The 22,436-nt window shown below is 40.6% G+C and carries 23 protein-coding genes and 1 pseudogene; all 24 read right to left on the bottom strand.

The annotated features are described in order from the left end of the window. Positions 1-109 precede the first annotated feature (109 nt). On the bottom strand, positions 110-2,788 hold the full coding sequence (locus HT711_RS02760; RefSeq protein WP_173234466.1) for a DEAD/DEAH box helicase family protein: 2,679 nt from the start codon (positions 2,786-2,788) through the stop codon (positions 110-112). 241 nt (positions 2,789-3,029) lie between these two features. Further along, positions 3,030-3,824: a Fic/DOC family protein gene (locus HT711_RS02755; protein WP_050265972.1), complete on the bottom strand. Its 795-nt coding sequence runs from the start codon at positions 3,822-3,824 to the stop codon at positions 3,030-3,032. A gap of 76 nt (positions 3,825-3,900) precedes the next feature. Further along, a pseudogene (locus HT711_RS02750) lies at positions 3,901-4,011 on the bottom strand (DNA cytosine methyltransferase); the annotation flags it as partial. Between the two features lie 158 nt (positions 4,012-4,169). Beyond that, on the bottom strand, positions 4,170-4,580 hold the full coding sequence (locus tag HT711_RS02745) for a hypothetical protein (protein WP_050265970.1): 411 nt from the start codon (positions 4,578-4,580) through the stop codon (positions 4,170-4,172). Positions 4,581-4,841: 261 nt separating this feature from the next. Beyond that, the gene (locus tag HT711_RS02740; RefSeq protein WP_173234464.1) at positions 4,842-7,493 is read right to left on the bottom strand and encodes a valine--tRNA ligase; all 2,652 of its coding nucleotides are present in this window, start codon (positions 7,491-7,493) and stop codon (positions 4,842-4,844) included. Beyond that, positions 7,486-8,064: an AAA family ATPase gene (locus tag HT711_RS02735; protein WP_173234462.1), complete on the bottom strand. Its 579-nt coding sequence runs from the start codon at positions 8,062-8,064 to the stop codon at positions 7,486-7,488. Before HT711_RS02735 ends, HT711_RS02740 begins: the two co-directional genes overlap by 8 nt. After that, positions 8,064-8,624, bottom strand: a complete 561-nt coding sequence (locus HT711_RS02730; protein ID WP_188110921.1) for a GNAT family protein — start codon at positions 8,622-8,624, stop codon at positions 8,064-8,066. The genes HT711_RS02735 and HT711_RS02730 overlap by 1 nt, the downstream gene beginning before the upstream one ends. A 255-nt stretch (positions 8,625-8,879) precedes the next feature. Next, the gene (locus tag HT711_RS02725) at positions 8,880-9,275 is read right to left on the bottom strand and encodes a helix-hairpin-helix domain-containing protein (protein ID WP_000038635.1); all 396 of its coding nucleotides are present in this window, start codon (positions 9,273-9,275) and stop codon (positions 8,880-8,882) included. Positions 9,276-9,370: 95 nt separating this feature from the next. Beyond that, a complete protein-coding gene (locus HT711_RS02720; RefSeq protein ID WP_000119707.1) occupies positions 9,371-9,625 on the bottom strand; it encodes a DUF1912 family protein in 255 nt (84 codons plus the stop codon). A 9-nt stretch (positions 9,626-9,634) separates the two neighbouring features. Then, complete coding sequence (locus HT711_RS02715; RefSeq protein ID WP_173234458.1) at positions 9,635-10,969, bottom strand: DUF438 domain-containing protein; 1,335 nt, start codon at positions 10,967-10,969, stop codon at positions 9,635-9,637. Then, complete coding sequence (locus tag HT711_RS02710; protein ID WP_173234456.1) at positions 10,969-11,202, bottom strand: DUF1858 domain-containing protein; 234 nt, start codon at positions 11,200-11,202, stop codon at positions 10,969-10,971. The genes HT711_RS02715 and HT711_RS02710 overlap by 1 nt, the downstream gene beginning before the upstream one ends. 264 nt (positions 11,203-11,466) lie before the next feature. After that, on the bottom strand, positions 11,467-11,649 hold the full coding sequence (locus tag HT711_RS02705) for a hypothetical protein (RefSeq protein ID WP_050252318.1): 183 nt from the start codon (positions 11,647-11,649) through the stop codon (positions 11,467-11,469). A 1-nt stretch (position 11,650) separates the two neighbouring features. After that, a complete protein-coding gene (locus HT711_RS02700; protein WP_173234454.1) occupies positions 11,651-12,430 on the bottom strand; it encodes a hypothetical protein in 780 nt (259 codons plus the stop codon). 367 nt (positions 12,431-12,797) lie between these two features. Next, positions 12,798-13,907, bottom strand: coding sequence for an SPFH domain-containing protein (locus HT711_RS02695; protein ID WP_173234452.1), 1,110 nt, complete (start codon positions 13,905-13,907; stop codon positions 12,798-12,800). Positions 13,908-13,919: 12 nt separating this feature from the next. Further along, a complete protein-coding gene (locus HT711_RS02690; RefSeq protein WP_173234450.1) occupies positions 13,920-14,477 on the bottom strand; it encodes a hypothetical protein in 558 nt (185 codons plus the stop codon). Between the two features lie 20 nt (positions 14,478-14,497). Beyond that, on the bottom strand, positions 14,498-15,001 hold the full coding sequence (locus tag HT711_RS02685; protein WP_001067003.1) for a hypothetical protein: 504 nt from the start codon (positions 14,999-15,001) through the stop codon (positions 14,498-14,500). A 170-nt stretch (positions 15,002-15,171) separates the two neighbouring features. Continuing rightward, positions 15,172-15,522, bottom strand: coding sequence for a 30S ribosome-binding factor RbfA (rbfA, locus tag HT711_RS02680; RefSeq protein ID WP_001273601.1), 351 nt, complete (start codon positions 15,520-15,522; stop codon positions 15,172-15,174). Between the two features lie 165 nt (positions 15,523-15,687). After that, entirely contained in the window at positions 15,688-18,489 is a 2,802-nt protein-coding gene (gene infB / locus HT711_RS02675; protein ID WP_173234448.1) for a translation initiation factor IF-2, read from the bottom strand. Between the two features lie 16 nt (positions 18,490-18,505). Next, a complete protein-coding gene (locus HT711_RS02670) occupies positions 18,506-18,805 on the bottom strand; it encodes a YlxQ-related RNA-binding protein (RefSeq protein WP_001041390.1) in 300 nt (99 codons plus the stop codon). Next, positions 18,798-19,091 (bottom strand): YlxR family protein, encoded by a 294-nt coding sequence (locus HT711_RS02665; protein ID WP_000857562.1) that lies wholly within the window; start codon positions 19,089-19,091, stop codon positions 18,798-18,800. Before HT711_RS02665 ends, HT711_RS02670 begins: the two co-directional genes overlap by 8 nt. Before the next feature lie 21 nt (positions 19,092-19,112). Next, positions 19,113-20,249, bottom strand: coding sequence for a transcription termination factor NusA (gene nusA, locus HT711_RS02660; RefSeq protein WP_000032285.1), 1,137 nt, complete (start codon positions 20,247-20,249; stop codon positions 19,113-19,115). A 43-nt stretch (positions 20,250-20,292) separates the two neighbouring features. Continuing rightward, the gene (gene rimP, locus HT711_RS02655; protein WP_001808691.1) at positions 20,293-20,772 is read right to left on the bottom strand and encodes a ribosome maturation factor RimP; all 480 of its coding nucleotides are present in this window, start codon (positions 20,770-20,772) and stop codon (positions 20,293-20,295) included. A 126-nt stretch (positions 20,773-20,898) separates the two neighbouring features. Continuing rightward, a complete protein-coding gene (gene trmB / locus HT711_RS02650; protein WP_112445000.1) occupies positions 20,899-21,534 on the bottom strand; it encodes a tRNA (guanosine(46)-N7)-methyltransferase TrmB in 636 nt (211 codons plus the stop codon). Further along, positions 21,531-22,325, bottom strand: coding sequence for a phosphotransferase family protein (locus HT711_RS02645; RefSeq protein WP_112444998.1), 795 nt, complete (start codon positions 22,323-22,325; stop codon positions 21,531-21,533). Before HT711_RS02645 ends, trmB begins: the two co-directional genes overlap by 4 nt. Positions 22,326-22,436: the final 111 nt, after the last annotated feature.

The raw sequence follows: 22,436 nt of genomic DNA, 5'->3' as shown, positions 1-22,436 counted from the left end.
TTGCAAGACCTATCTCACTTCTGCTTGTTAGCTGCGATTCGAATGTGAAAATGTCATCACTCTCACTAAAGAAATGAAAATCATACATAGAAATTTTTAAAAATTTTCTCTATCGTAAACCTGCCACTAGTTCAGAAACTATACTAGCTGATTCCAAACGTAATATGGTCACTTCATCTACCTTCCCTAATAATGGCATTGCACCATACCAAACAATGGTCTTGTTTACCAAAAGAATAGGCGTGACTATTTTTGATTGAGTAAAAGATACTTTAATTTTCTGGCTCTTCAACTGGTCTAGCCATGTTTTATTTGCAACCGTCTCTGGTACACATATCTCAATTTGACTAATCCTAAATTCTTTTAGAAATTTCATCAGTTTTGTCTGGTGCACATAAGGTAAAATAAGCAGACACTCCTGTCTTTCCCCTGCCAAGTCCTCTCTCAGCACATTCTCATATCTACTATCAACATAAACGAATTGTTTCTCCTCACCCTCAATGACACAATAATCCATCTTTCGATAAGCTACTTGTCGTTTCTGAAACATCTTTTCTAAATAAGGAACATGAATATCCACATAATCGAAAATACGTACCAAAGACTTATCCTTGTAGTTTCTATGAATCCGACCTGCATACTGAATCAAATTATTTTTCCAAGAAAAGGGCGCTGCCAAGATAAGCGTATCTAGCTGAGGCAAGTCAAAACCTTCGCCAATGTATTTTCCAGTAGACAACAAAACAAACCCTTTATCTAACTGTTCTAACGTCTCCAGTAAACTTGTTCTCTCTCGGACTTTGGTTTTGCCACTAATAATATAAAAATCATCAACCTCTTTCTCTTTCAATAACTTTTCAAAGACATCTATCTGTTGAATTCGATTGACTAGAACCAAGATATTCCGCCCTTCTGTCACTTGGTCTAGAATATCCTTGAGAATCATCTGATTCCTCACTGAGTCTGTCGCAATCCAATCACTAAGCTGTATAAAATTACTTGCTTTGGTCTTTTCAATCTCCAAATGACCAAAAGAAGTGAATCTTAATTGCAATTGCCGTTTAAAATCCGTTTCCCTCTTATCAGCAGTATGGAGTATCTCACCAATTCTCTGAAAAACAATAGGTTCATGACCATTCTTACGTTCAGGCGTAGCCGTCAAACCGTAAAGATACTTCCCTCTAAACTGTGCCACAACTTTTTCAAACATCAAAGCAGACACGTGATGACACTCATCCACAATCATCATCTCATACTTATCCAAAAGACTTTGACTATTTTCCAACTTAAATAGAGATTGGATCATAACGACATCAACCAGTCCACTCAGCCATTTCTTAGTCCCACCGTACTGCCCAACATAGCCTATTACCCTTTCACGACCTGATGCCGTATAACGGGTAGCTTCTTCCTCTTCGAAAGTCAAAAAATGGTTTAAACGATCCAGCCATTGGTCTAAGAGTTGCCTATTATGGACTAGAATAATTGTTTTGGTCTTACGTTCAGAGATGAGAGCAGCACCTAAAACGGTCTTCCCAAAACCAGTCTCCGCATGGAGTAAACCATTTTCTTTGGAAATCATATCTGACAGGGCTAACTCTTGCTCCAAAGTGAGTTCTCCCTTAAATTCCACTCTAATAGACCTTTGTACCTTTCTCCTATCTTCCACAACGACCTGCTTAAATTTATCTTGCAATGGATATAGCAAACCTCTCGGCAACCATAAATAATGATCGGATTCTCCAAATAAATACATTCGCTCAGGAATTTGATAGGTTGGCTGTCGCATAGCCTGCTTTAAATAAAATTCGGGATTAGAAAATGAAGCCATATTTTTCAAGAAAAAAAGTGTCTTGGGTGTCACAGACGATTTTTCAAGTTGGATCATATTGGATAAGATGACCTTCAACTCCTTATCCAATTCTTGCTTCCCTAACTCCTCTTGGATTAACAGTGCCACTTTAGCAGTTGAAACCCTCTGAATCTCTTGTAGATACCTCCATTGGTCTTCATAAGGCTGAAACTGTTCATCCACAAAGACCGTTCTCCCTTGATGGTAAGCTTCTCCTTGAAAAGGCAAGGCAATCAAATTTCCAAATCCCCCCTTAGGAAGGACATCCTGATTTGGAAACATGCGATCAAAAGAATCAAAGGACAGTTGCATACTTTCCTGCATAGCCAGTTCTAACAATTTCTTTCCAAACAAGCGAGCCTCTCGACTCGGAATCGCTTCCTCAAAGAAGAACCAAATATGGAGTCCGTGACCCGAACGAGAAATCTCTAAATGGGCTTCCATCTGGCGTTCCCTGGCTATTCTTCGAATGGTTAAACCAGCTTCTTTCCAATCTCCTTCATCAAAATCCAGTACCAAAAAATAACAGCTATCATCTAAGTGCATAGGAAAGATACCGATAGCTGTCTCCCCACGAAAATGAGATTTCAAAACGGAGTCCGTTAATGTCTGGAAACTCCGTTTTTCAGGCGGCAACTGCTTCCAACCATAATCATAGGATGGAAAATACTGAATTTTCCCTTGATCATTGATAAAACTCTTAGCATAAACATCATAACGGCCAGCAAACACAGAGGTAAACAATTGTAATTTTTCTTGCGTCGTCAAGTGACTACTTTGAAGTTGGAACATCTCCTCGAACTGAGAGCGTTCCATCACAAACTGACTCTTGTCTTTTAGACGTTTACACAAGAAAAACTCACTATCCCCATTAAAAGAAGAAAAGACATCAAGTACTTCTACCACAATTCCATCCAAAGACACAAAAACAGCCATAACAATCACCTCCTTGATTCCTATAGGCTGATTATAACAAGAATAGCTGAAATTGTACACGAAAATAAAATCCGAATAGCACTGAAAGTACGAAATAAATAGAGTTTAAACGAGCAATCTATAAAATAAAAAAAAACACATATTATCAAGCGACCTAAATCTTTGATGATATGCGTTTTCTTGTAGGAATATTTACTTCATTTTTTTCCTAAAATTCAATGTTTACTCAGTATTAGGATTTTTAAAGATCGAGTTCTAGATACATCTTTTCTGATGACAGATCATTTTGACCACCGAGCAAGAGATTTTCAAAAAAAGCTGTTAAAAACTCAGGACGTCGCTGTAAAATCTTTGCATTATCTAATACCAAGGCATCACGAAAATACTTGGCATGTTGCTGAAATGGTGTATTATCAATATCAAAACCAAACTCACGAAGATACTGAATCAAAAAGACCGTTACCGTCCGAGTGTTTCCTTCGCGAAATGGATGAATCTGCCAGATTCCTGAAATAAAATGCTGGATTTTTTTAACCATATTCGCCTGGGTTAGTGTCGAATATGTAACTTGTTTTTCCTGATTAAAATCATAATCCAATGTCATTTGAATCATGGAGTAATCAGAGTACACAACACTTTCACCATTCAAAACAGGTTCATTCTTTGTGATATTGGTCTGACGAAATTGCCCCACCGGAATAGAGGTTTCAAATATATCTTGAAACAACTCCTTATGAATAGCAAGTAAGGTCGCAGGACTGAAGCTAAAGCCTCTTCGAGACAATAGTTCTACAATACGTAGAGAAACCAAGTCTGCCTCCTCCGTACTTGCATCAATGGTATGATGATAAAACGTTGCATCCTCATAAACCTGCTCATAAGTCAGTTCTCCCCGAGACTGTTTCTCAGCCAAAGATTCCATATAAGCTGATGGCACTAGATTGTCAACTTTCTGCAGACCAAAACCAATCTGCCATAAGTCACGCTTAGCTTCATAAGACAAGTTTGGGTTGTCAATGTTGTAAGTTGGTTGCATAGAAAGTTCCTTTCAATTGTTTTTCTTCAGTGACTGAATAATATGATTATCAAGATATATCTGAATAAATGGGCCAGTAAGTCTGACGCGCAGACTTATCGAAGTCATTGGCATACACCACTCTGAACTCGTTGGTCTGTTCAAATCCCAACTCAATTCTCCCAACACCTGAGAAGAAAGCTGCAATGTTGTACTTCTCAGGTCGGTTCGAACTTAGATGGTTTGTTGTGTAGTAAGCTGGTTTCTAGAATAGAACAATTTATATATCAAAAAAATAAAGAAATTTATTATTCACTAATTTTCAAAATCAAAATTATAGTTTTCTAAATTATATAATATTCTAATTTAAAGTATTTGAAAATTATGTAACACATCAATTATACCAGCTATCCCTCCGATTACTCCTATGTAGTTACTTAATGTTTCAATTATTCCAGATTTCTCACTCTCTGAAGAATTATCTTTAGAAAGATTATTGATAAAGTCTTTGATTTTATTTTTATCATTTTCTGATAACTCATTTTTCATCAATAATTTTTCAAGAGGTTCGATTACTTGATACTTTGTGATATTAATATTTTGTACCCCATTATTATTCTCAAATTTATCTCCTCCAATCTTATCACCGTAGATATTGTCACCATAAGAGTTGATATTTTGAGAAATATTAGTCGGAATAAATCTTAATTCTCTCAGATATATTGTTTCTCTATCTCCATTCCCAAAAATTCTAGGAGTTATTTTCGAAAAATGCAAAACATCAGTGATTGTTTTACCATACCCAGTAGTCTATACCATAATATATATAGTTTCTCTCACGATCTTCTCGTAACTCAATCATATTTTGTAATTTATTAATGTCGTATTTCTTTTTATAATCAATCTTAGTAAAATAATTTAATATTAATTTTTCTACCAAATAATAAATAATTCCTATCAGAACAAGTAAAACAATTCCACTAAAAATAAATAAATATTTATGTTCAAAAAATAACTTTATCGCCTTAATTTCCTCCTTTATTTCACCAACTTCTTCATCTCATCAATACGTGCTACGGTCGCGTCGTATTTCGCTTGGTAGTCGGCTTGTTTGTCGCGTTCTTTCTGGACGACTTCTGGTTTGGCATTGGCTACGAAGCGTTCGTTAGAGAGCTTCTTACCGACCATATCCAGTTCTTTTTGCCATTTAGCCAGTTCCTTGTCGAGACGAGCCAATTCTTCTTCGACATTAAGGAGGTCTGCTAGTGGCAGGTAGATTTCTGCTCCAGTGATGACGCTTGACATAGCCAGTTCAGGTGCAGGAATAGTTGATGCGATTTCCAGGTGTTCTGGATTTGTGAAGCGTTTGATGTAGTTGACATTGCTGTTAAAGAAGGCTTCCAAGTCGCTATCGCTTGTCTTAACAAGGATGGTGATAGGCTTGCTTGGTGCTACGTTTACTTCCGCACGCGCATTCCGAACGGCACGGATCAAGTCTTTGAGACTTTCGACACCTGTGTGGGCCGCAAGGTCTTCAAAGGCTGGGTTGACAGTTGGGTATGCTGCTGTGACGATTGAGCCTTCTGAGATTTGTCCAAAGATTTCCTCTGTCACGAATGGCATGATTGGGTGGAGGAGACGAAGGATCTTGTCCAAGGTGTAAAGAAGAACAGAGCGTGTGATGACTTTCTCTTCTTCATTTTCGCTGTAAAGTACTTCCTTGGTCAACTCAACATACCAGTCCGCAAATTCATCCCAGATGAAGTTGTAGAGGATGTGTCCAGCCACACCAAATTCAAACTTGTCAAAGTTAGCAGTAGCTTTTCCGATGGTTTCATTGAGGTTGTGGAGAATCCAGCGGTCTGTGACATTCCCAGCTTCCTTGTTGACAACTTTTTCCACATTGGCAGTCGCTTGCTCAAGAGTCAAGCCTTCATTGTTCATAAGGATGTAGCGAGAGATGTTCCAAATCTTGTTAATAAAGTTCCATGAAGCATCCATTTTCTCGTAAGAGAAGCGCACGTCTTGTCCTGGCGCAGAACCGTTTGAAAGGAACCAACGAAGGGCATCGGCACCGTATTTCTCGATGACATCCATTGGGTCAATACCGTTACCGAGAGATTTAGACATCTTGCGTCCTTGCTCGTCACGGATGAGACCGTGGATAAGCACGTTTTGGAATGGCTGACGACCAGTAAATTCCAATGATTGGAAGATCATACGAGATACCCAGAAGAAGATGATGTCGTAACCTGTAACCAAGGTTGAAGTTGGGAAGTAACGTTTGAAGTCTTCTGAGTCGACATCAGGCCAGCCCATAGTTGAGAATGGCCAAAGGGCAGAACTGAACCAAGTATCCAAGACGTCTTCGTCCTGAGTCCAACCGTCACCTTCAGGAGCTTCTTCGCCGACGTACATTTCACCCTCAGCATTGTACCAAGCAGGGATTTGGTGACCCCACCAGAGCTGACGAGAGATAACCCAGTCGTGAACATTTTCCATCCATTGAAGGAAGGTATCGTTGAAACGTGGAGGGTAAAATTCTACCTTGTCCTCTGTGTCTTGGTTGGCAATGGCGTTCTTAGCCAATTGGTCCATCTTAACGAACCATTGAGTAGACAAGCGTGGTTCAACCACAACACCTGTACGCTCTGAGTGACCAACACTGTGGACACGTTTTTCGATTTTAACGAGGGCCCCGATTTCTTCCAATTTAGCAACAACTGCCTTACGAGCTTCAAAACGGTCCATACCTGCAAACTCGAAGGCAAGCTCATTCATAGTTCCGTCGTCGTTCATGACGTTGACTTGCGGCAAATTGTGACGTTGACCAACCAAGAAGTCGTTTGGATCGTGGGCAGGCGTGATTTTCACGACACCAGTACCAAACTCAGGATCAGCATGCTCATCTCCAACGATCGGGATCAATTTATTAGCGATTGGAAGGATAACGTTTTTACCAATCAAGTCCTTGTAGCGTGGGTCTTCTGGATTGACCGCAACCGCAACGTCCCCAAACATGGTCTCAGGACGAGTTGTCGCAACTTCAAGGGCGTGTGAACCGTCTTCCAGCATATAATTCATGTGGTAGAAGGCACCTTCCACATCCTTATGGATAACTTCGATATCAGAAAGGGCAGTGCGAGCAGCTGGGTCCCAGTTGATAATAAATTCACCACGGTAGATCCAGCCTTTCTTGTAAAGGTCCACAAAGACCTTACGAACAGCTTTTGACAAACCTTCGTCAAGAGTGAAACGCTCACGAGAATAGTCTACAGAGAGCCCCATCTTGCCCCATTGTTCCTTAATAGTAGTGGCATATTCGTCTTTCCATTCCCAGACTTTCTCTAGGAATTTTTCACGACCGAGGTCGTAACGCGTAATGCCCTCTCCACGCAAACGCTCCTCAACCTTAGCCTGAGTCGCAATCCCCGCGTGGTCCATCCCTGGAAGCCAAAGGGTATCAAAACCTTGCATGCGTTTTTGACGGATGATGATATCTTGCAAAGTCGTATCCCAAGCGTGACCAAGGTGAAGCTTACCAGTTACGTTTGGTGGTGGAATAACGATTGAATAAGGCTTAGCCTTTTGATCTCCTGAAGGCTTGAAAACATCAGCATCAAGCCATTTTTGGTAACGACCAGCCTCAACCTCGGCTGGATTGTATTTAGGTGAAAGTTCTTTAGACATGTGTGTGTCCTTTCTCTATTTTGTTCATTTTATTTTGAATTTGCTTAGCAGCTTCTTCTGCAGACAGATTCGTATTATTTATTTTAAGGTAGTGGTGCAACTCATTTGGTTGATGTTGGGAATTTAATTGAAGTGTTTCAGTAGTCTCCAAAATTTCTCTTTCAGATACCTCAATATGTCGTTTTAAGGGTTTGTGCTTCAACCGGTTCTCCGTTCGATTTCGATGTAAGCGCTCCTCAAGACTTGTTTCCAACTCCACAAAAAGAATCTCTTGATGATAGTCGTCCAACAAATCCTGAATTTGCTTCAAATACATCAGCTGGTACTGATTTGAAAAATCAATTACGTCTGTTAAAATTACTGATCGCTGATTTCTTGCACTTGCTCCAAGGAAAGAAAAGGTAATTCCACGAACAAATTCCCACATCTCCTCTGTATAATCCTGATAGATTTCTAGTGCAAAATCGATGGCTTGATGGTTATAAAAGAGGGTAGAATCCGTCAGTTGAGACAGTTCTTGACCAATCGTCATTTTTCCTGAGGCTGGAGCACCAATGATGAAAAGATGCATCAAATTACCTCCCACTCACTCCTCAGCAAGCCATATCTCAAATCATCACAGCGGTTTCCTTGAATATCTTTACGGTCTCTTATGCGAGCTTCGAGGGTAAATCCAAGTTTTTCTGCGACTCGTTGACTTTGGACATTATAATCAAAACAACTCAGTTCAATCTTATGAAGCCCCAGTTCTTTAAATCCTAAGTCAATCAAGGCAAGTGCTGCTTCTGGTACATAGCCTCGACCCCAATAGTCTGGGTGCAGGGTATAGCCAATCTCCAGCACATCGTCTTCGTGGCGATGATTGAAGTCAACAGAACCAATGACTTTATCCGTTCCTTTGACGACAATTCCATAGCCAGCTGGGAGATTTTCCTTTTGATTGCGCTCAGGAAGGATATGCCCCAGATAGTAAATCTCATCTTCCAAGGTCTTGACTGGAGGAAAACCTGCTGGATAGGCGACCTCTGGCAAACTAGCATAGTCAAAGACATCCTCAGCATCCGCCACAGTACGGACTCGTAAAACGAGATGTTCTGTTTCTAATCGTTCTGGCAGTTCAGTTCTTGTCATCCTTATACCTCGTTTTCTACAAAAAATCGCCCCTGCCATCTACATGACAGGGACGAATGTGCTTATCCGCGGTACCACCCAATTTCGGGCAGTTGCCCGCAACTTTGTTTATTTCATTTTCATCCATTAGCAACCAGTTTTGACACATTTGTGGACTTCTCAGCGCCGCCACTTTCTGTAAAATGTGGGATTCAAAACACCTCTAATGGCTCTATTGTAGCAAGATTTTGACGGAAATGCAAGGCACAAGAAAAATTACTTGAATTTGATGCCATTTTCTTTCAATTTCTTGATGGTAGCTGGGCCGATTCCTTTCAAGGCAAGGAGTTCTTTTTCAGTCCAGTTTTTGAAATCTGAAGCAGACTTAATTCCTTCATCATAGAAAGTCTTAGCACGATCAAGTGGAAGTCCACCCAAGTTTGCTGCAAAATCTTCTACAGAATTGGCTACTTTTTGAGCTTGCTCTTTGGTAGCTTCCACTGCTTGTTCAACTTTTTTAGAAACAGCCTTACCAGCTTGGCTTGCTGACTGTTCTGCACGTTTCACGACTTTCTTTGTCTCTTCTACAACCTTAGTCACAGTACTTGAAAAAGCGCCTGCACGACGGAGGCTATTTCGTAATTGTTTTTTACGATTGAGTTTCTTTGACATGATAAAATCCTTTCAATAAAAAACCCCTGTTCTGACAAGGATTTAATATAAATATTCTATCAAGATTTTAGTAAAAAATCAAGAATCTATCTCATTTAATAATTCCGCTCACCAAACAATCCCTCTGGTAAATCATGGAATCCCTTACCTGCCTTGAAGTTTTCAAACTTACCAAGCAAGAACTGATAAGCATCCAAGCGACTTTCGTAGCGAATCATGGCATCTTTGGCACGCTCGTCTTGGTCTTCTTCGTAGACTTTTTGGCTTTCCTTGTGCGCCATGTCGTTAATCATAATCTGTGTATTAACCCAAGCTTCAAATTCCTTCATAAATTCTTGTTCGTAACTCATTTTTTCTCCTTATTCTAATCCACGGAAATAGTCCGTATCAATCTCACGGTAGGGTTGAATATCCTGAACGTACTCCAACACACCTTGGAATTCCCCATCTTCATTGTGCACTGCAGCGTAGGTGATGTGGACAAACTTACCTCGCGACTCAGACTTGAACCACATTTCATACTTATCTTTGCTTCCCTCACGAAGCCCCTTCATGATAGTCTTGACCTTGTCCAAGTACTTAGGCGGATGACAGAGTTCAACATTGCGCCCAACTTGGGACGGCGTCCGTTTGAAAATCATCTCATCAGCTGGCGTATTGTCATTGTAATACTGGAAAATATCGTCTTTATTGACAAAGGTAATCTCCATAGGGAGGTGATTGAGGATGAGATTGGCCTGCTCGACGGAGAGATAGCCATTGCCAAAAGCCTGTTGACTATGGCAGTCCAACACTGCTTCCTTTTCCTTAGGGGTAAAGGTAATGGTAAACTGTCCTTCTGGCGTATCAATAACCTGCTGAACTTGACCCTCTGCCGTATCTAGCTGTACAGGCTCCTCTTCACTCTTTTCCTCAACAAAACTCTGGCGTTCTGGCACCCATTTCTCAGACGGACGGATAATAGCATAGCCATAGGCGTCGCTCTCCTCTGCAATCTGAAGCCAATCATCTTGGGTAAAGGACTCAAGAAGAATCATGAGAAGGATGGACTCTTCCTTGAAAATCATACTTTCAAACTCTGTCGCAAAGGCTTCAAAAGTTTCCTTTACAGTGCTAATCGACACTTCTGGTAGTGACTTGGCTGTCGCTAAAGCTGTTTGAAAGAGTTCCCTAATCTGGTCATCCACTCCCCACATAACTTTGGGAGGTGAATCGTGTCCATAGCGCTCCATGATAGGAAAGAAAAGTTCTTCTTTACGTTGGTAATGAATATCAAATTGACCTACAAGTCCCATCTGACGCACCAAACCCTTACGCATCTCCGCCAGCATTTCTTCATCTTCCATAGACTCATAGGTATCTAACAATCTACGAATGCGAATCAAGGTCGCACGGAGAGCCAGATTTTCTTCTTTGAAAATCCGAACTGGGTGACCTGGATGCTCAGTATCCTCTACTTCGACACCTTTGATAGCATTTTTAAAAAGATTAGCATGGACATCGCAGAGTTCCATAACATCTTCAAAGGTGACACCTGAGTCTGAGTTCATCAGCTCGTGCTCCATGAGGGAAATCTCTATGGCTGAGACACCCGCAAAGGTCGCATCAAAGCGCTCTTGAACCGACTCAGGAGAAGCGCCATTGTGCAATTCTAACAAAATATCCCGTAGAATATGAATCCGTTCATCTGCCATTAGTCTAATCCAATCACTTCGTAGCCATTTGCTTCCAGCATGCGGACAATCTTGTCCATAGGAGTTCCTTCTAGCTTAGAACCCTGTTTAAGCGATACTTTGCGACCGATAGTATTACGCATCAAGGGATTAGCAAGGGGTTTAAAACCCAGCTCCACTAGGATTTCCAAGACTTCTGGATGCTTATCCACCACTTCTGCAACAGGAATTGACACATCGATGATATTGTCCATGACGACCTCCATGTATGTTCTAAAATGATTTTACTGCTTATATTATACCATATGGAAAGAGATTAAAAAACTAGCAGTACAAGACTTGCTAGTTCTCTGTGACTTGGATTATCATCTAAATAAGTTTAAAGAGCCAATCCAATATTTTAAATAATAGCTTGTAAAACAGCAATTGGACTGCAAAAGAGATGATCATCCAAAAGAATTTCACAATCCCAATAATCGGTTTGATAAAAATAATGGCAAGAAGTCCCCAGAAAAATTTCATTTTTTATCCTCTGGCTTAATGAGCCACCGAGCCGTATCCATTAACTTGTCAGCAATAAAAAGTTTTCCCAGACCAACAACGGCGTGGTCATCTTTCTTTATCGTTTTCATTACTTTTACACCTTGCATGGTCAAAAAGTAATTCCCATAAGTTTTAGCTAGAATTTTTATGAGTCCCATATTACTCTCCTTCGAGGATTTCAGCCTCTTTTCGGATTGTTTCAACATCTTCTTGATATTGAACTTCACTATAGTTGACTAGCTTGGACAATTCTTTCTGCAAGCTTTCCCCCATCGGTTTCATAGTTGCAAAGGTTAATCCTCCAGAAATGATACCTCCCAAGATAGGTATAAATTTCCCCATTCCTTTGGCCAACCCTCCCTTGGTCAGATTCACACCAAATATTTTTAAGACTTTTTTCAAAATAGGGTACCAAAGCGTCTTTGTTAAAGCTTTATTAGGTACTGTTTTCATTACCTGTTTGGCAATTGTTATACCACCAGCACGTAGCAAGGCAGCGGTTCCATTTACCCCCAACATGACGCCTAGATAAAGCAAGAGGGTATTTTGAGCATCTTCACTCAACTCATCGCGTGAAGCCCAAAGATCCTCATATCCATAAATATAACCTAATTCTTGAGCTAATTTTAAAGAAAAAGCATAAAATTGAGCTACATCCGCTGGTATGGTAATTGCCATAGCAAGCCCTCCAGGTAATCCAGCAACAACAGAAGTCCCACTCGCTAATAATACATTGTCCCGAATACAAGCATTAGCTACACGATCTAAGATTTCTTGAGATAGAAGAGTCGTTGGACCTTGTTCCAATAAGGTAGGAATATCTTTTGGATCCAATTCTTTGGAAAACTTATCCACTAAAAATTTCGAACGATCAACCTTAACAACAGGTAATTTCACCACTTGTTGCAATACTTGCATAGCTAACTCTTGTTCAGCCATATACAAACTCCTTTTACTTCTGTAAGTTATATTCTATGATAGCATACTCTTTTAAAGTATGTTTCAAATTCTCCTCAAAAATTTTCAAAAAATCCTTAGCAACTTATTTGTTAAAGATTTTTAATAGTCTTTGTAGAGACAGCTCGAATATTCAACTCCTACCTTTACAACATGATATTCTATCTGTGAACGATAGTCTATTATTGTTTTACCTAAAATGTTCCTTGAATACACACTAATACTCTTCGAAAATCAAATTCAAACCACGTCAGCGTAGCCTTACCGTACCCAAGTACAGCTTGCGGCTAGCTTCCTAGTTTGCTTTTTGATTTTCATTGAGTATAACTATGAGCTTTCGAGCTTCATCTTATAAATCCATAATTTCTTTTTTCTTTCGATCAAATTCTTCCTGGGATAGTATCCCTGCATCTAAAAGAGATTTTAGTTTTGTAAGGGCTTCGATTTGCTCATCTAATGATAGACTTGGTTTCATGGCTTTTTCATCTAAACCTTGTGCCATATTCATACCAAATATCATTCCAGCACTATCACCTAGACCATGTTGCTCCACTCCTGATGCAATTTTTTGTTGTGCTGCAATATTAGAAGATTTCTGCGATACATCATCATAAGCTTTTAAATTCATCTTATTTGATGAAAATTGTTTAACCAATTCCTTAGATTCTGGTGAGAACTCAATATTAGCAATGGCAACTTTTACAATCTCAAATCCAAAACGTTCTTTCCAAGTCCCTGCATACTGTCCATCATTTGATACCTGTTCCGCAAGAACTGCAGCTTGTGAGGGTAATTGTGAAATACGATAAGTTGTTGACAAGGAATTAAGTGCAACAATAAAAGATTGAAGAAACTCTGTCACTATTTGTGATCTAGCTTGAGCGCTATCAAAGGTATAATAAGTCACATTGGCAGGAAGAAAGTTTCTGATAAATTGCTTAGCATCTGTAATTTGGATAGAAAATGTTCCAAAAGCACGTACTTCTAAATCTGTCCCATAAAACAAATCATTATACATGACTGGACCGCGAGTCCCAAATTTAATATCACGAATTTCTCTCAAATTAACAAAACAAATCTGTTTTTGCTGATCACTTTGACCACCGAATCCAACACGATTAACAACATTGTCAAACAGTGACTTTTTCAATCCATCACCGTTAAAAACACTGCTCTCACCATTTTGGTATTCATATCCACCTGGTTCTGTAATAATTTCCTCGATACCAGACTGACTAAAGATAAAGGCAGCAGTATTTTCTGGAATAAAAATCTTGGATCCGTTCGAAATAACACCTACAGATCCCTTCGTATTGACACCCCTACCATTATTACTTTCTTGAACAATACCTGGACTTACAGCTGTATGTTCATCAAAAGCTTGAATTGTGATAATTTCTTTCCACTGGTCTGCAAATGTCCCACCAATAGAATCTGTGATGGCTTTTATCAACCCCATTTAATTGCCCCCTTATAAACTCTGCTCCATATCACAATAGGCACATCTTACTGTTTGCTTCACTTGACCTGACAAAGGTGCTCCACAAAAGCTACACTTGGTTGAAATCTTTTCTGGCTCTGCATCCTTAATCCCAAGCCCTGCTTTAAAAGTGTCAAATGTATCCTTAAATGTTTCTGCTAAAACATCTGCTCCAAACAAGCTACTATCCCCCAAGGTTTCAAAATTACTTGTATCACCTGAAATCAATTTAATAATGTTTCTAGCCCACTTGTCAGTATCCTTAGTATTATTAAATGCAAAGATAGCTTGTCCGCCATTATAATAAATTTCCAGCCGTTTCACACCATTGGTTTTGGTTACTGAAACTTGAGGTTTCCCTTCAAAAATTTTAATCTGGTTAATAGGAATGGTAACTTGGTCTTTTTTTCCTCCCCACAAACCTTTTTTGATATATATTAAGTGTAGATTCGTTAAAATTAATTCATCTGTAGACAAACCATTTTTCCCAAAACTCACATGGTCACTATTCATAACCATATATTCATGTGGCAATAATTTATAATCCATATTGAACTCCACTCTTCCTATTAAAGACTAGCTTTCCACTGCTCCACTTGTTCATGTAGATTATCACGATAATCTTTTAGAGTCTTAATCACTTCTTCTTTCCCTTGAATCGGTGCTTTCTTTAATGGACCATATTGTTTTTTCAAATCTTCCATTTCTTTTTTAGTGCTATCTTTTAGTTCTTGGATAGCAGCGCTATCTTCTAAAACAGTTCCTTTAAAAGCTTCGTCTGCTTCTGTATAGTAATTATCGATTATTTTCTCATTCATAATCAAGTAATCTTCATAGGTTTTTATAGACTCAATTGTCGTATCGCTAACATCTTGTGGGTTAAAATCGCTTGAACTGAGTTTTTCTTTTGCTTTAGCAAACAATCCTTTCTTTTCAGAACTACTAGATGAAGCTTCTGTTTGATTCTCACTAGAAGAGCTACTTGTTTTTTCAGAAAGAGAACTACAAGCAACTAGAGTAGAAACGGAAAGACATAGCAAAGCTAAACGACAAACTTTTTTTACATTATTCATTGATAGAATCTCCTTTTATTTATGAAATCATCATATCATATTTCCTAAAAAAAAAAGCATTTTCTAATTAGATAACATTAAAAAATACAGAATCCCTTTTTTAAAAGAATATTTTTCCATTTCAAATTCCACCTATTTTCCTCCACCAAAAAAGAGGGTTGCCCCTCTTCTTAGTTCTTATCCAGATTGCGTAGCATTTCGTCAATCTTGTTTCCATATTCGATGGACTCGTCTTTGACGAAGGTCAAATCTGGGATTTTGTACAATTTCAAATTGCGACCAAGTTCACGTTTGATAGTACCAGTTGCTTTTTCAAGCCCGATTTGGGCTTTCTGATTATCTGAAGCAAGGTTACTCAAAATGGTGTAGTAAACCTTGGCAACAGACAAGTCACCTAGCATCTGAACATCTGTGATGGTCACGCCTTGGACACGCGGATCACGGACTTTCTTTTGCAAAATCTCATTGACTTCACGCTTGATTTCCATGCCCACACGATCCGTACGGAAATGATTTGCCATGATATTCCTTTCTCTACTTTGAACCAAAAGCTAGGCCAGCAGACCTAGCTATTTTTATTAGATAGAGGAACTAGAGCCATTTGAATCTAGGAAACAAGCCTTAGATAGAACTGAAGTTCATCAAGGCGCTGTTGACGACGAGTCAAATGAGCTATCGTTTCTCTATTATCTCTTGATTTCTTCCATGACGTAGGCCTCAATCACATCATCCATCTTGATATCATTGTAGCCATCGATCATCAATCCACCTTCACGACCGTTTGTAACTTCTTTCACGTCGTCTTTGTAGTGTTTCAAGCTTGCGAGTTCGCCATCATAGATAACGACACCGTCACGGATAACACGAACTTTAGAGTCACGGGTAACCTTACCGTTGATAACCATGAATCCACCGATAGTTCCGACTTTAGACACCTTGAAGGTTTCACGGATAACTGCTTCACCGATAACTTTTTCTTCGAATTCTGGGTCAAGCATCCCTTTCATGGCTTCTTCCATCTCTTCGATAACCTTATAGATAATGCTGTGGAGACGGATTTCCACATCGTCAGCTTCTGCTTGTTGACGAGCTTGTGGTGTAGGGCGTACGTTGAAACCAACGATAAAGGCATTTGAAGCTTCAGCAAGAGTCACGTCTGATTCGTTGATAGCACCAACCGCTGAGTGGACGATGGTTACTTTAACACCTTCCACATCAATCTTTTGAAGTGAGGCAGAAAGGGCTTCAACAGAACCTTGTACGTCAGCCTTAATGATAACGTTAACAGATTTGAGTTCACCAGCTTTAAGGGTATCAAAGAGATTTTCAAGGCTGACACGTTGAGTAGCTTGGCGTTGTTTCATGAGGGCACGTTTGGCACGCTCTTCACCGGCTGCACGCGCAGATTTTTCATCCTCATAAACAGCAAAATGGTCACCCGCCATTGGCGCTTCGTTCAAACCTGTGATTGAAACTGGTGTTGATGGACCTGCTACCTTAACACGACGACCAAGGTCGTTGGTCATAGCACGGACACGACCGAAGGTATTTCCGACAACGATTGGGTCTTGAACATTCAAGGTACCTTGTTGAACAAGAAGGGTTGCGACCGCACCTTTTCCTTTATCCAAGCGCGCTTCGATAACTGTACCGATCGCACGCACTGTTGGGTCTGCCTTGAGTTCTTGGATTTCAGCCACAAGAAGGACTGTTTCCAACAATTCTTCGATGTTTTGGTTGAATTTAGCCGAGATTTCAACAAATTCAGAATCTCCACCCCAAGCAGTTGACATGACACCATGCTCTGCCAATTCACCGATAACGCGTTCTGGGTTGGCACCTGGTTTATCAATCTTGTTGATAGCTACGATAATTGGAACGTTCGCTGCTTTTGAGTGGTTAATGGCTTCGATTGTCTGAGGCATAACCCCATCATCTGCCGCTACGACCAAGATGGTAATGTCGGTAACAGAAGCACCACGCGCACGCATTGATGTAAAGGCCGCGTGTCCTGGTGTATCAAGGAAGGTAATCTTCTTGCCATTTTCCACGATTTGGTAGGCACCGATATGTTGAGTGATACCACCCGCTTCACCTGTCGCAACACGAGAGTTACGAAGGGTATCTAGGAGGGTTGTTTTACCGTGGTCAACGTGTCCCATGATAGTTACAACTGGTGGACGCTCAACCAATTCATCTTCATTGAGATAACCATCTTCGACAAAGAAACGTTCGATGTCGGCATTATCCACTTCAACCTTTTGCTTAGCTTCGATACCATAATCCACCATGAGGAGTTCAATGGTTTCCCCATCCAAGGATTGGTTTTGTGTGGCCATGACACCCATCATAAAGAGTTTCTTAACGATTTCAGCTGGTTCACGTTTGATACGTTTTGCGATTTCCGCAACGGTCATACCATCTGTATACTCAAATTCTGTTGGCAATTCATGGAATTTACGCTCTGTAACAGGTTTTGGAGTCTGATTACGGTTGTTCTTGTTATTGCCTTTTTTATTCTTTTTGTTGTTATTCCAGTTACTATTCTTTTGATTTCTCACTTGATTTTGACTACTTCGATTCTTTTGTTGTTTTCTAGGACCATCTTCTTCGTGATCATAATCGTCACGATTTTTGTCTGGTCGAGCTTGTTTTTTACGACGTGTATCTACTGCAGGTTCTTTTTTCTCAGGGACGACTTCAACCACTGCTTGAACTTGCTGTGCTTGTTGCGCTTGTTCAGCTAACTTAGCCGCTTCTTCAAAGATTTCCTCTGGTTCCTTGCGTTTGTTAGCTTGAGCCAAGGCTTCTTTAGCCGCTTGATACTGCTTGAAGCGTTCCTCACTTGAACGCGCATACTCTGCATTTTGCTCTGCTTTTAGGGCTGCTGCACGGGCTTTAAAGTCAATACGTGGAGCCGCTTGATTTGAACGTTTGTCCTCTTGCTGACGGCGCTCATTTCTACGATTTTGCTGACCTTGCTGCTTCTTAGCTTGGTCATTAAAGCGACGATTGTCGCGGTTGCCTTGAGCTTGTTTTCCGCCATTACGGCCGTCATTTTTCTGACGGTTTCCGTTTTGTTGTTGGTCACGGTTATTGCCCTTATTTTGCTTGCGTCGTTCTGCCTGCTCTTTAGCACGTGCTTCACGCTCAGCCTTGAAATTACGACTTTGCGGTTTAGCCGCTACTTTTTCTGCCTTCGGAGCGACTGCCTCAGCTGGTTTTGCCTCTTCCTTGGCTACAGCTGGTTTAGCTGGTTCAGACTTTTCGGCTTTCTTTTCTGTACTTGCTTTTGGTACTGCAGGTTTTGCTTCTGCTTTCGGAGCAGCTGCAGGCTTAAAGCTGGCAGCGATTTTTGCAGCGACAGCTTCTTCCACACTTGATGAGTGGCTTTTCACATCCAAGCCCAACTCTTTTGCACGCGCTACAACTTCTTTACTTTCTTTTCCAAGTTCTTTTGCGATTTCGTACAATCTTTTCTTAGACAAATCATGTCCTCCTCTTCTATTCCATAAGAGACCTCATTTTCTTTGTAAATCCAGCATCTGTTACAGCCAAAACCTTTCTCGATTTTCCGACTGCTATGCTTAATTCCAGTGTTGAAAACACGGTTACAATTTCTACTTGATAATAATGACTTTTATCTTGAATCTTCTTGGTCAGATTGGGTCCAGCATCATGGGCTAGAAAGACCAACTTGGCCTTGCCGTCTTGAATGGCCTTGACCACCAATTCTTCACCCGATATAATCCGCCCTGCTCTCTGAGCAAGTCCCAAGAGATTGCTTATCTTTTGCTTATTCAAGTCCTAACTCTCTTCTTTTCACTTTGTGATCCACATAAGCGATCAACTCGTCATAAAAGCTTTCTTCCACTTCCATGCTAAAGCTGCGGTTAAAGACTTTCTTCTTTTTCGCCTCTAAGGCTTCTGCATTGTCTAGCTTGATATAAGCGCCGCGGCCATTGGCCTTGCCTGTCGGATCGATAAAGACTTGTCCTTCTTTGTTTTTGACAATGCGGAGCAAATCACGCTTATCAATCACTTCGTTAGACACGACAGACTTGCGCAAAGGGATTTTTCTCGTTTTCATCTTTCCCTCCTCTAGCAGCTTTTATTCTTCTACAGTATCGTTTTCTGCTTCCAAATCTACCGAACCAGCTTCTTCCATGGCTTCAAATTCGCTAGCAGACTTGATATCGATACGGTAACCAGTCAAGTGAGCCGCCAAGCGAACATTTTGTCCACGACGACCGATGGCAAGAGAAAGCTTGTTATCTGGAACAACCACCAAGGCACGTTTGCTATCGTTTTCATCAAAGATAACTTGATCAACCTCAGCAGGAGCGATGGCATTGTAGATAAATTCAGCTGGATCTGCTACCCACTCGATAACGTCGATATTTTCTTCGATTGGCACCATACGGTCGCTCTTGGCATCGTAACGAGCTGGGTGGAATTTGCTAGTAATTTTCTTGATATTAGCACCACCACGTCCAACGATTGTACCGATAGCGTCCACGTTTGGATTATGGCTACGAACTGCAACCTTCGTACGGTCACCAGCTTCACGAGCCACGCTCATGATTTCAACAGTTCCATCATAAACTTCAGGAATTTCTTGCTCCATCAAACGTTTGATCATTTCTGGATGGCTACGGCTAACAAAGACGTTGACGCCACGAGGGTTGTCTTCAACCTTGTAGACATAAACTTCAATACGATCATGAGAAGCAAAAACTTCACCAGGAATTTGGTCTTGTTTTGACAATTGGGCTTCGATGCTGCCGAGGTTGACATAGATAAAGCGGTTGTCAAAGCGTTCTACTGTACCAGACATGATTTCTTGCTCATGTTCTTTGTAAGTATTGTAAGTGATAGCACGTGTTTGCTTGCGCATTTTTTCCATGATGGTTTGTTTAGCAGATTGGGCTGCTACACGACCAAACTCAGCAGGTGCTTCTTCAAACTTGATTTTGTCTCCAAGTTCATAGGCTGAATTAATGGCAAGAGCATCTTTCAAACTGATTTCCAAACGGCTATCAAATACTTCATCAACAACTTCACGGACAGTATAAACTGTAAAGTCACCTGTTTTTTCGTTAAAGTCAATAGCTACGCTGTCTGATTGACCATAGCGTCTGCGATAAGCGGAACGAAGCGACTCTACTACTGCGTCGATGATATCTTCTTTTTTGATTCCCTTGTCTTCTTCCAAAATGCGGAAGGCCTCTAGCATTTCTTTACTCATGTTTTCTTCACTTTTGAATCCTCAAAAGCTATCCTTTCTTTTTCTATAATTTAACTGCTAAACGTGCTTTTGATACTAAACTGTATGGAATTTGGACAGTTTTCTTACGCGTCTTGTCCATATATTCCATGGTCAATTCATCCTCTTCGAAGGCCAACAAGGTTCCTTCAAAGACCTTTTGCTTATCGATGGCTTGGTAGAGCCCGACATGGATGTATTTCCCAACCGCTCCAGCAACGGCATCCTTGGTTTTTAAAGGACGTTCCAAGCCTGGACTGGTGATTTCTAGGAAATATTGTTCTGGGAAGGGATCTGGCTTGATGGTGTCTAGGACAGGACTGATAATTTCTGTCAAGTCTGCTGTGTCGTTCAAGGTAATTCCTTCAGGTTTATCTACAAAAATACTGAGAATCATGTCACTGCCAATCTTTCCATACTCGATATCCACGAGTTCGAAAGGCGCTTCTATGACAGGTTCTACAACTTCTCTGACTAATTCTACGATTGTTGCGATTGCGTCCACCTCCTCATAAGCAAGAGGCGAAGATATTTCCCCGCCTCACTTTCTCATATTCTTACCCTTAGTATATCACATTTGCTAACTTATGTAAAGCAAAAGCACTTATACAGCCTGATTTCAGGCTATTTCTTAAAATTCTGCCTCAACTCGGTAGATAACTTGCCCCTTGTTGGAGAATTTTTGCTCGTATTCTGTCATGACATTGCCTTCAAAATCACTGGCATGTAAATCAAGCCAAACACCATTGAGCTTCATGCCATACTGAGAAAAGCTCACTAGGCTGTACTCAAACAAGCCACGGTTATCCGTCTTGAAATGAATTTCACCATTTTCAGGTAAGATACGCTTGAAGGTATCCAAGAAGGTCTTATAGGTCAAACGACGCTTTTCATGGCGTTTTTTCGGCCAAGGATCTGAAAAGTTCAGATACAAACGATCAATCTCACCGTCTTCAAAGTAGTCAGTCAAGTCAGAACCATCTACCCACAAGAGCTTGATGTTAGGCACTCCAACTTCAAGCACCTTGTCCAAAGCGTAGCTCAAAACAGACTTTTGAATATCAATCCCGATATAGTTGATGTCAGGGTTCTGCTTGGCCATTCCTGAAACAAAGGCACCCTTTCCACTTCCAACTTCCACATGAATGGGATTGTCATTGCCAAACAGGTCCCGCCATTTTCCCTTGGATTCCAAGGGATTGAGAACCACATACTGGGGATTTGCCTCTAGTAATTCTGTCGCCCCTTTACGATTTCTAACTCTCATCTTCTCTTTCCATACTTGTCTCGGAAGTGACGCAAGCCATGAATCTCCCGATTAACATTTTCTAAATCTTGGTTCATATAATACTTGGAAATCTGGCTCAAGTAAGATAATTGACCGTACCAATACAATTTATTTAATACCGTTTGATTGTACTTGTAACCGTAGTAGGTTAACCACTCCTTCCACTGATGTTCTGGAATATAATGGCAGAGCATATGGGCCACATCAAACATGCGGTCGGTCAAGCGAACCGAATCCCAATCTACCAAATAAATCAAGCCACTATCTGTCTCAATCCAATTACTATGTCGTACATCTCCATGGACAATGGTCGCATAGTCCTCTCTAAATCCTGGAATAGTCTGACGTAAATCAGCCATCACTTCACTGATAAAATGATTTTTACGCAAAGCATCTGGAGCCGTTTCCTGCCAAGACTGTAGTAAATCTACAGGTGTTTCCATGGCATAGCCCAAACGACTCAACTGTGTCATCAACGGACGTGAGCGATGCAGACGGATTAAAATATTGACGATTTGCTTACGATTCATATCATAGGGGGTCAATATCTTGCCTGTCAACCATTCTTGAGCACACATATCACGCCCATCTGCCAAACGGCGACTCCATAATAATTGTGGAGCAATTTGTTCTCTAGCTAGACCAGGTAGGATTGGAGAGGTGTTCATTTTTACAAAGATACGCTTCCCATCAGGATAGCTACCCATATAAGCTTTGCCACTTTTCCCAGGTATGGGAGTCAGTGTTAGCTCATTATCACCCAAATCCATTTCTTTCCTCCGTATAAAGTTTCCTTACTATTCTACTAGTTTTTGGCCTATTCGTCAACCGCTCCACACCCGATTCTCAAAGAAAAGCCTCTGTGTAACTTCTCAAAGTAA

The organism is Streptococcus sp. 1032 (assembly GCF_013277015.1).
Taxonomy (GTDB): Bacteria; Bacillota; Bacilli; order Lactobacillales; family Streptococcaceae; genus Streptococcus.
The sequence above is the reverse complement of the archived record's forward strand: the minus strand, read 5'-3'. Positions and strand labels throughout refer to the sequence as shown.